General features: G+C 74.1%; 9 protein-coding genes. 7 read left to right on the top strand and 2 right to left on the bottom strand.

Annotated features, from left to right (window positions below; translation table 11 throughout):
• A partial coding sequence (locus tag AOK03_RS33145; protein WP_055569084.1) for an NADP-dependent oxidoreductase occupies window positions 1-920 on the top strand: 920 nt, incomplete at its 5' end.
• Here AOK03_RS33145 and AOK03_RS33140 read toward each other — a convergent pair.
• Window positions 917-1,462 carry a GNAT family N-acetyltransferase gene (locus tag AOK03_RS33140; protein ID WP_425264433.1) on the bottom strand — a complete coding sequence of 182 codons (546 nt, stop codon included), beginning with the start codon at window positions 1,460-1,462 and terminating at the stop codon, window positions 917-919. The genes AOK03_RS33145 and AOK03_RS33140 overlap by 4 nt on opposite strands.
• Before the next feature lie 59 nt (window positions 1,463-1,521).
• Between AOK03_RS33140 and AOK03_RS33135 the strand changes: the two genes are divergently transcribed.
• The 4 genes from AOK03_RS33135 (at window position 1,522) to AOK03_RS33120 (ending at window position 5,015) form a co-directional block, all read left to right on the top strand.
• Window positions 1,522-2,121 (top strand): CDP-alcohol phosphatidyltransferase family protein, encoded by a 600-nt coding sequence (locus AOK03_RS33135; protein WP_055569083.1) that lies wholly within the window; start codon window positions 1,522-1,524, stop codon window positions 2,119-2,121.
• On the top strand, window positions 2,118-2,981 hold the full coding sequence (locus AOK03_RS33130; protein WP_055569082.1) for a phosphatidate cytidylyltransferase: 864 nt from the start codon (window positions 2,118-2,120) through the stop codon (window positions 2,979-2,981). Before AOK03_RS33135 ends, AOK03_RS33130 begins: the two co-directional genes overlap by 4 nt.
• Before the next feature lie 119 nt (window positions 2,982-3,100).
• Window positions 3,101-4,252, top strand: coding sequence for a lysophospholipid acyltransferase family protein (locus AOK03_RS33125; RefSeq protein ID WP_244177846.1), 1,152 nt, complete (start codon window positions 3,101-3,103; stop codon window positions 4,250-4,252).
• Between the two features lie 55 nt (window positions 4,253-4,307).
• Entirely contained in the window at window positions 4,308-5,015 is a 708-nt protein-coding gene (locus tag AOK03_RS33120) for a nitroreductase family protein (RefSeq protein WP_055569080.1), read from the top strand.
• Here AOK03_RS33120 and AOK03_RS33115 read toward each other — a convergent pair.
• On the bottom strand, window positions 4,994-6,112 hold the full coding sequence (locus AOK03_RS33115; RefSeq protein ID WP_055569079.1) for an alkene reductase: 1,119 nt from the start codon (window positions 6,110-6,112) through the stop codon (window positions 4,994-4,996). The genes AOK03_RS33120 and AOK03_RS33115 overlap by 22 nt on opposite strands.
• Window positions 6,113-6,168: 56 nt before the next feature.
• Here AOK03_RS33115 and AOK03_RS33110 point away from each other — a divergent pair, with 56 nt between their 5' ends.
• Together AOK03_RS33110 and bla are read left to right on the top strand one after the other, a co-directional pair.
• Window positions 6,169-6,552, top strand: a complete 384-nt coding sequence (locus tag AOK03_RS33110) for a MerR family transcriptional regulator (RefSeq protein ID WP_055569078.1) — start codon at window positions 6,169-6,171, stop codon at window positions 6,550-6,552.
• Window positions 6,549-7,508 carry a class A beta-lactamase gene (bla, locus tag AOK03_RS33105; RefSeq protein ID WP_055569077.1) on the top strand — a complete coding sequence of 320 codons (960 nt, stop codon included), beginning with the start codon at window positions 6,549-6,551 and terminating at the stop codon, window positions 7,506-7,508. Before AOK03_RS33110 ends, bla begins: the two co-directional genes overlap by 4 nt.
• Window positions 7,509-7,568: the final 60 nt, after the last annotated feature.

Below are 7,568 nucleotides of genomic sequence, written 5' to 3'. Positions count from 1 at the left end.
TCCCCCGCCCCGCCCCCGGCACCGCCCTGGTCGAGGGCCTCTACTGGTCCGTCGACCCGTACCACCGCGAAATGATGGACGGCGACTTCGCGCTCGACGCCCCGCTGGAGGGCCGCACCATCGGACGCGTCGTCGAGTCCCGCGACCCCGCGCTCACCGAGGGCGACATCGTCGGCCACCGGCAGGGCTGGCGCACGCACGCCGTGGTCACCCCGGACGAGGTGCACCGGCTGCCGCACTTCGACGGCGTCCCGCTCTCCGCGCATCTGAGCATCCTCGGCGGCACGGGCCTCACCGCCTATGTCGGCCTCACCCGCATCGCCGAGCTCCGCGCGGGCCAGGACCTGTTCGTCTCCGCGGCGGCCGGTGGGGTCGGCACCGCGACCGGACGGCTGGCCCGGCTCATGGACGCGGGACGGCTCGTGGGCAGCGCGGGCACGGCGGCGAAGGCGGCGTACCTCACCGAACACGTCGGCTACGACGAGGTCTTCGACTACCACGCGGGCCCGACCGCCGACCTCCTCGCCGAGGCCGCGCCCGACGGCATCGACCTGTACGTCGACAACGTGGGCGGCGAGCACCTGGAGGCCGCGATCTCCTCGCTGCGCGACCGCGGCCGGATCGTACGGGTCGGCACGATCGCCCAGTACAACGCGACGGGCGCGCCCTACGCGCTGCGCAACCTCCCCGACATCGTGGAGAAGAGCCTGCGCATCGAGGGCTTCCTCGTGCGTGACTACTACCCACTGCAACAGGAGCTGTACGAGTTCGTGGTGCCGCATCTGCAGAGCGGGCGGGTCACGCTGGACGAGACGGTGGTGGAGGGGTTCGACGGGATCGTCGACGCGTTCCTGGGGATGCTGCGGGGCGAGAACCGGGGAAAGATGATCGTCCGCGCGGCCGCCGCGAACCGGGGCTAGTACACGTCCCCGTCGCGCCAGTCGATGAGGAGTTCGTGCGCCGGGTCGAGGTCGGCGCCCCAGAGCAGCGGGGGCTCCTCCTCCGGCATGTGGACCACGCCCGTCGGGCCGAGCGCGCCGACCGCGCCCTTCCACTCCTGCCAGCCGCGCCCGAGATAGAGCCGCGCGCCGTCGTCGGAGGCCGACAGCGCCCCCAGTTCGTACGCCCCGTCGACGACCTGTTCCAGAGCGCCCATCACCCGCCCGCCGAGGCCCTGCCGCTGCCGGTCGGGGCGGACGGCGACCGCTTCCACGTAACCGATGCGCAGGGAGCGGCCGTTGTGCAGGAGCCGCCGCTGCACCACGGAGCCGTGCGCGAGCAGGGTGCCCGCCGTGTCGTGGACGAGGGCGTGGACGCCGCCGAGGCCGTGCTCCCAGTCCTGGTCGCTGAAGTCGCCGTCGAACGCCTCGTCCAGCAGGGCGCGCGCGGCGCGCAGTTCGGCCGCCGTCAGATCACTGGTGTGGGCTCTGCGCAGGGTGTTCACGTCACCCACGGTACTCAGGCCGCCTCTGAGTACGCACCCCGATTCGCCCGCGGCCGGCCGACGGCAGAGTCAGTGCCATGAACGGCCTCTACGCTCTCAAGCCCTGGTACGCGGACCGGTTGTCCGGCGTGCGTGCGGCGCTCGTCCGTCGCGAGGTGTCGCCCGACGCCCTCACGCTGGCGGGCGTGGTCTGCGCGGTGGGTGCCGCGGTCTCACTCGCCGTGCTGCCCTTCGGGTTCTCGGCACCACTGGTGGCGCTGCTCCTCGCCGCGCGGCTGGCCTTCGCGAACCTCGACGGCGCGCTGGCCCGTGACACCGGCCGCACGACACGCAGGGGTTCGCTCCTCAACGAACTGGGCGACCGGGTGGCCGACTTGATCGTCCTCGCGGGCTTCCTGCCGCTGGCCCCGCTGTGGCTGGTGGCGACGGCGGGACTCGCGGCGACGCTGCCGTCCTGGGTGTCGCTCGCGGGCGCGGCGGCGGGCGCGGGGCGCCTGAACGGCGGCCCGGTCGGCAAGACGGAGCGCTGTGCGCTGGTCGTGGTGGCGGCGGCCTCCGGATGGGTCATGCCGGTGCTCGCGGTGATCGCGGCGGGTTCCGCGGTCACCGCGGGGCTGCGCCTCGCGCGTCTGTGGCGGGAGCTGGGCACCGCGTCCGCCACCGGTGGCACGCGATGAGCGCGGCGTTCGTCGCCGGGGAGGTGGCGGGGCGTGCCGTGCCCGTGGTCGCCGGGGTGCTCGGCGCGGGCGGGGTCGCGGTGGCGGCGCTGCCCTCGCGGGTCCGGATGCGGGCCGAGCTGCGCAAGCGGTGGCGGACCTGGGCGCTGGCCGCGCCGCTGTTCCTCGGGGCGTTCTTCGTGGGCCGTGCGGGGGCGTTCGCGCTCGCGGCGGGGCTCGGTGTGATCGCGGTCGGCGAGTACGCGCGGATGGCGGCGCTGCCCCGGGGCGAGCGCGCGGTGCTCGGCGGCGCGGCGGTGGCCGTGCCCGGCCTCGCGTGGGCGGCTCCCGGCGCCCTCGACCTGCGGGCGGCCGGGGCCCTGTTGACCGCCGCGGCGGCGGTGGCGCTGTTCTCCGGAGACGCCTCGCAGGGCTTCACCCGCGCGTGCCGCACGGTTTTCGGCCTCCTGTGGATCCCGGTGTCGCTGAGCGGCCTCGTCCTGCTCGGCGAGACGGCGGTGGCGGTCGGCGTCGCGGTGGCGTTCGGGGACGTGGGCGCGTGGTGCGGCGGCACGGCGCTCGGCCGCAAGGGGCCGCTGTCCCGCGCGCTGTCCCCGCTGTCGCCCCACAAGACCTGGGCGGGTGTCGTGGGAGCCGCCGCGGCGACGGCCGCCGCGCTGGCCGCGGTCGGCGCGTTCCGCCTCTCCCTGTGGGGGACGGTGCTCGTCGGCTGCGTGCTCGGTGACCTCCTGGAGTCGATGGTCAAGCGGGAGGCGGGGGTGAAGGACGCGGGGAGCTGGCTGCCTGGGTTCGGCGGCCTGCTCGACCGGATCGATTCGTTGCTGGTGGCGCTGTTGCTGACGATGGTGGTGACGTGGTGAGGACACAGTCGGGGACATGTTCAAGACCTGCCGCAGAGGACCGAGCCCGTCCGGCGATCGAGGACGAACTCGGCGCGGCCGGTGACCGACCGGGCCACGTGCCCGGTCCGCGGATCCCCGTGGCAGCGCTCGTCCGTCGCGCCCTCTGGTGGACCCTGCTCACCCTCACCGGAGGTGTGACCCGGCGCGGCCGCCTGCCGCGCGGCGGCTGCGTCGTCGTCGCCAACCACTCCTCGCACGCGGACACCGCCGCCCTGCTGGCCGCGCTGGACGCCCGCCACTCCCCCGCGATCGGCGCGGCCGCCGACTACTGGTTCGCCTCGCCGTGGCGGCGCCGGATCTGCAGCCGCCTCGCCGCGGGCTTCCCGGTGCGCCGCACGGGCGGCGGCATGGACGACCTCCTGACCAGGGCCGACGAACTGCGCGCGGGCCGCGCCGTGGTCCTCTTCCCCGAGGGCACCCGCGGGCGGGACGGCGAGCTGGGGTCGTTCCACCGCGGCGCCCTCGTCCTCGCGGAGCACGCGGGCGTACCGGTCGTGCCGGTGGCCATCGCGGGCACGGACCGGCTGCTGCCCAAGCACGGCAGGCTCCGCCCCGCCCTGGTCCGCGTGACCGTCGGCGCGCCGCTGCCCTCATCGGCCACCCCGGAGCAGGCCCGCGACGCGGTGGCGGCGCTGCACCGGCGTACGACGGAGGAGCCCTTGGCGGACTCGGCGACGCGCAAGCGGATCGCCGCGGTCGCAGGCTCCCGCCGGGGACTGCTCGCCGGTTTCCTCTGGGCGTGCGCGGAGGCGCTGAGCTGGCCGCTGATGCCGGAGCTGTTCCTCGCCATCGCGTGCCTCGCGGTGCCGCGCCGGGCCCTGAAGCTGTCGCTCGCGGCGCTCGCGGGCAGCCTGGCCGGCGGCCTGCTGGCCCTCCATTTGGCGGCCACCGGAGTGCAGTTGCCGCAACCGCTGACCACCGACCGGATGCGCGCCGAGGTGCGTCAGGAGCTTTCCGTCGAATCGGCGGCGGCCGTCCGCCACCAGCCCTGGAACGGCATTCCCTTCAAGGTGTACGCACGCGAGGCGGGCCGCGCCGACATCGCCCCGGCCGACTGGCTGGCCCGCTCGGCCCTCTCGCGCGGCTCCCGCACCCTCACGGTGGGCCTCGCCTTCGGCGCCTTCGGCTTCCTCACCCACCGCCTGCGACGGCACTACGCCCGCTGTCTGGCCCTGCTCTGCGCCGGTTTCACCGCGGGCCTCGCCCTGATCGTGACCGGCTGGAGCTGATCCCAATTGGTCTGCACCATGGCGCGGACACCGTCCCCCGCAGCAGAATCGGAGCATGTCTGACACCGAGCAGCAGCGAGAGTGGACCCCCATCCACGGCGAGCCCTACAGCTCCGTCCCGTACCGCCCCGACCGGATGCCCGCGGCCGAATCCCTGGCGCACTCCGCCGAGTTGAGGGACCGGATGCGGGAGCGGCGGACGGTGCGCCAGTTCGCCACCGACCCCGTGCCCGCCCAGGTCGTGCGGGACGCCATCGCGTGCGCGGCGACGGCACCGTCCGGCGCGCACCAGCAGCCGTGGACGTTCGTCCTCGTCCAGGACCCGGAGGTGCGCCGCCGCATCCGCGAGGCCGCCGAGCACGAGGAGCAGATCTCGTACGACGGCCGCCTCGGCGAGGAGTGGCTCGCGGCCCTGCGCCCCCTCGGCACGGACGAGGTGAAGCCGCACCTGACCGACGCGCCCGCCCTGATCGTCGTCTTCCAGCAGCGGTACTGGCTGGGCGAGGACGGCACCAAGCACAAGCACTACTACGTCGACGAATCGGTCGGCATCGCGGTGGGGATGCTGCTGTCCGCCCTGCACCTGTCGGGCCTGGCCGCGCTGATCCACACGCCGAGCCCGATGCGGTTCCTGCAGCAGGTGCTCGGCCGCCCGGAGAACGAGAAGGCGTTCGCGGTGATCCCCGTGGGGTATCCGGCGCCGGACTGCCGGGTCCCCGATCTCGTACGGAAATCGCTCGATCAGGTGCTCGTGGAGGTCTGAGCGGACACCAGCTCCCGCTCCAGGAAGGGGTAGTCGGTGTAGCCCCGCGCGCCGTTCGTGTAGAGGTGGGCGGCGTCGATCTCCTGGAGCGGCGCGCCCGCCGCGAGGCGTGCGGGCAGGTCGGGGTTGGAGATGAACCCGCGCCCGTACGACACGAGGTCGGCGCGGCCGGACGCGAGGACGGCCTCGCCCGCCGCACGTGTCGTCGGGTCGCCGTTCTCGCCGACGTTGCCGATGAGGATGCCGTGCCAGCGGGGCCGCAGGTCGGCGAGGGCCGGGTAGCGGTCGTTGTCGGTGAGGTGGAGGTAGGCGAGGCCGAGTCCGTCGATCTCGTCGAGCAGTGCGCGGTAGACGGGGCCGGGGTCGGCCTCCACCATGCCGAACTGCGGGTTGCCCGGCGAGAGTCGGAGCCCCAGCCGTGCGGCGCCGATGGCGTCGGCGACGGCGCGGACGACCTCGACGGCGAAGCGGATGCGGTCGGCGATCGAGCCGCGGCCGTACTCGTCGTCGCGGAGGTTGGTGTTGTCCGCGAGGAACTGGTGGATCAAGTAGCTGTTGGCGCCGTGCAGTTCGACGCCGTCGAACCCGGCCGCGACGGCGTTGTGGGCGGCGTCCACGAAGTCCTGGACCGCCGTGCGGATGTCGTCACGGGTCATTTCGCGCGGAGCGACGTAGTCGGGCTTGGTGCCGTCCGGGCCGTGCGCGTGGCCGGGCGGGGTCACGGCCGAGGGCGCGAGCGGCAGGTCACCGTCGATGCGGGCCAGCGGGTGGCCGTTGCGGCCGCCGTGCATCAACTGCGCGTAGATCCGGCCGCCCGCGGCGTGCACGGCGTCGGTGACCCGCCGCCATCCCGCTATGTGGGCGGCGGTCTGCAGCCCGGGGTAGCGCCAGCCGCTCTGGCCCCGGCTGCTGGGCCAGATGCCCTCGGTGACGATGAGCCCCGCGCTCGCCCGCTGGGCGTAGTGGTCGGCGACGACCGGCAGCGGCGTGCCGTCCTCCGCGGCGCGGGCGCGGGTCATGGGGGCCATCACCATGCGGTTGGGGAGGAGGCCCAGGGGGCCTGCGGAATACGGGGAGAGAAGCGCGGTGTTCGTCATGCCGGAACGGTAGAAGCTGACACCGGTGTGAGATTCAAGTGCGAAGGAGCACGGGCATGAGGATCGGCGAGCTGGCGAAGCGTACCGCTGTGAGCGAGCGGTCCCTGCGCTACTACGAGGAGCAGGGCCTGCTGTACGCGGACCGCACCCCGGGCGGCCACCGCGACTATCCGGACTCCGCGGTGGACCGGGTCGTCCACATCCAGGAGCTGTTCGCGGCGGGCCTGTGCAGCGCGAAGATCGTCCAGCTCCTGCCGTGCATGCGGGACAAGGACGGCGGGCCGTCCGCGTCCGCCACCCCCTGGCTGGTGGACGAGCTGACCGAGGAGCGGGCCAGGATCGACCGTCAGGTGGCCGAGCTGCTGCGGGCCCGCGACGTCCTGGACGAGGTGATCACGGCGGCGTCCCGGGACCCGCTGCCGGTACCGTCGGGATCATGACGTTATCCGCCTCCCGATCCGCCTCCCCGTCCGCCTCCCGTCGAACGGTCCTCGGCACCGCGGCCGCCGCCCCCGTGCTCCTGTCGGCCTCCGGCACCGCGAGCGCGACGGCCTCCGCCGCCGCGGGCACCGGCACCGCCACCACCACCGCCGCGGGCACCCCCTCCGAAACCCTGCGCCGCCTGCGCGCCCTCGAAGACGCCTATCCCGGCCGCATCGGCGTCCACGCCCTGCACACCGGGACCGGTGCCGTCGTCGCCTACCGCGCGGACGAACGCTTCGCCATCGCCTCGACGTTCAAGGTCCTGGCCGCGGCGGCGATCCTGCGCCGGGCCCGTGAGCGCGAGCCGGGGCTGCTCGACGTACTGATCAGATACGGGCGCGACGACCTCGTCGCGCACTCGCCGCGCACCGAGATGCACCTCGAAACGGGCATGACGGTAAGGGAGTTGTGCGACGCGACCATCACGTACAGCGACAACGCGGCCGCCAACCTGCTGATGCGGCGCATCGGCGGCCCGTCCGGCATCACCGAGTTCGCGCGCTCGCTCGGCGACCCGCACACCCGCCTCGACCGGTGGGAGACCGACCTCAACACCAACATCCCCGGCGACCGGCGCGACACGACGACCCCGGCGTCGATGACCGCCAACCTGCGCAAGCTCGTCCTCGGCAAGGCCCTCCACCCGCTCGACCGCGGCCAGCTGACCCGCTGGCTCCTGGAGAACACCACCGGCGACAAGCGGATCAGGGCCGGGCTCCCCAAGGAGTGGCGGGTCGGCGACAAGACCGGCTCCCCTGCCTACGGCGGGGTCAACGACGTCGCCGTCGCCTGGCCGCCGAAGCGGGCGCCCCTGGTCATCTCCGTCTACACGACCCGGCTCGACCCGGACACCCCGGGCGAGGACCGGATCGCGCAGGACATCACCCGCATCGCCGTCGACGCCCTCGGCTGACCCCGGAAACGACACCGCCTCCGACCGGGGTGGGGCCCAGGTCGGAGGCGGTGTCGTTTC

Source organism: Streptomyces atriruber, assembly GCF_001418325.1.
Taxonomy (GTDB): Bacteria; Actinomycetota; Actinomycetes; order Streptomycetales; family Streptomycetaceae; genus Streptomyces; species Streptomyces atriruber.
The sequence above is the reverse complement of the archived record's forward strand: the minus strand, read 5'-3'. Positions and strand labels throughout refer to the sequence as shown.

What these genes read in the sequence shown, in the direction of transcription:
- AOK03_RS33135 (WP_055569083.1), top strand. Translation starts at nt 1,522, where the DNA reads ATGAACGGCCTCTACGCTCTCAAGCCCTGGTACGCGGACCGGTTGTCC.
- AOK03_RS33130 (WP_055569082.1), top strand. Translation starts at nt 2,118, where the DNA reads ATGAGCGCGGCGTTCGTCGCCGGGGAGGTGGCGGGGCGTGCCGTGCCC.
- AOK03_RS33120 (WP_055569080.1), top strand. Translation starts at nt 4,308, where the DNA reads ATGTCTGACACCGAGCAGCAGCGAGAGTGGACCCCCATCCACGGCGAG.
- AOK03_RS33115 (WP_055569079.1), bottom strand. Translation starts at nt 6,112, where the DNA reads ATGACGAACACCGCGCTTCTCTCCCCGTATTCCGCAGGCCCCCTGGGC.
- AOK03_RS33110 (WP_055569078.1), top strand. Translation starts at nt 6,169, where the DNA reads ATGAGGATCGGCGAGCTGGCGAAGCGTACCGCTGTGAGCGAGCGGTCC.
- bla (WP_055569077.1), top strand. Translation starts at nt 6,549, where the DNA reads ATGACGTTATCCGCCTCCCGATCCGCCTCCCCGTCCGCCTCCCGTCGA.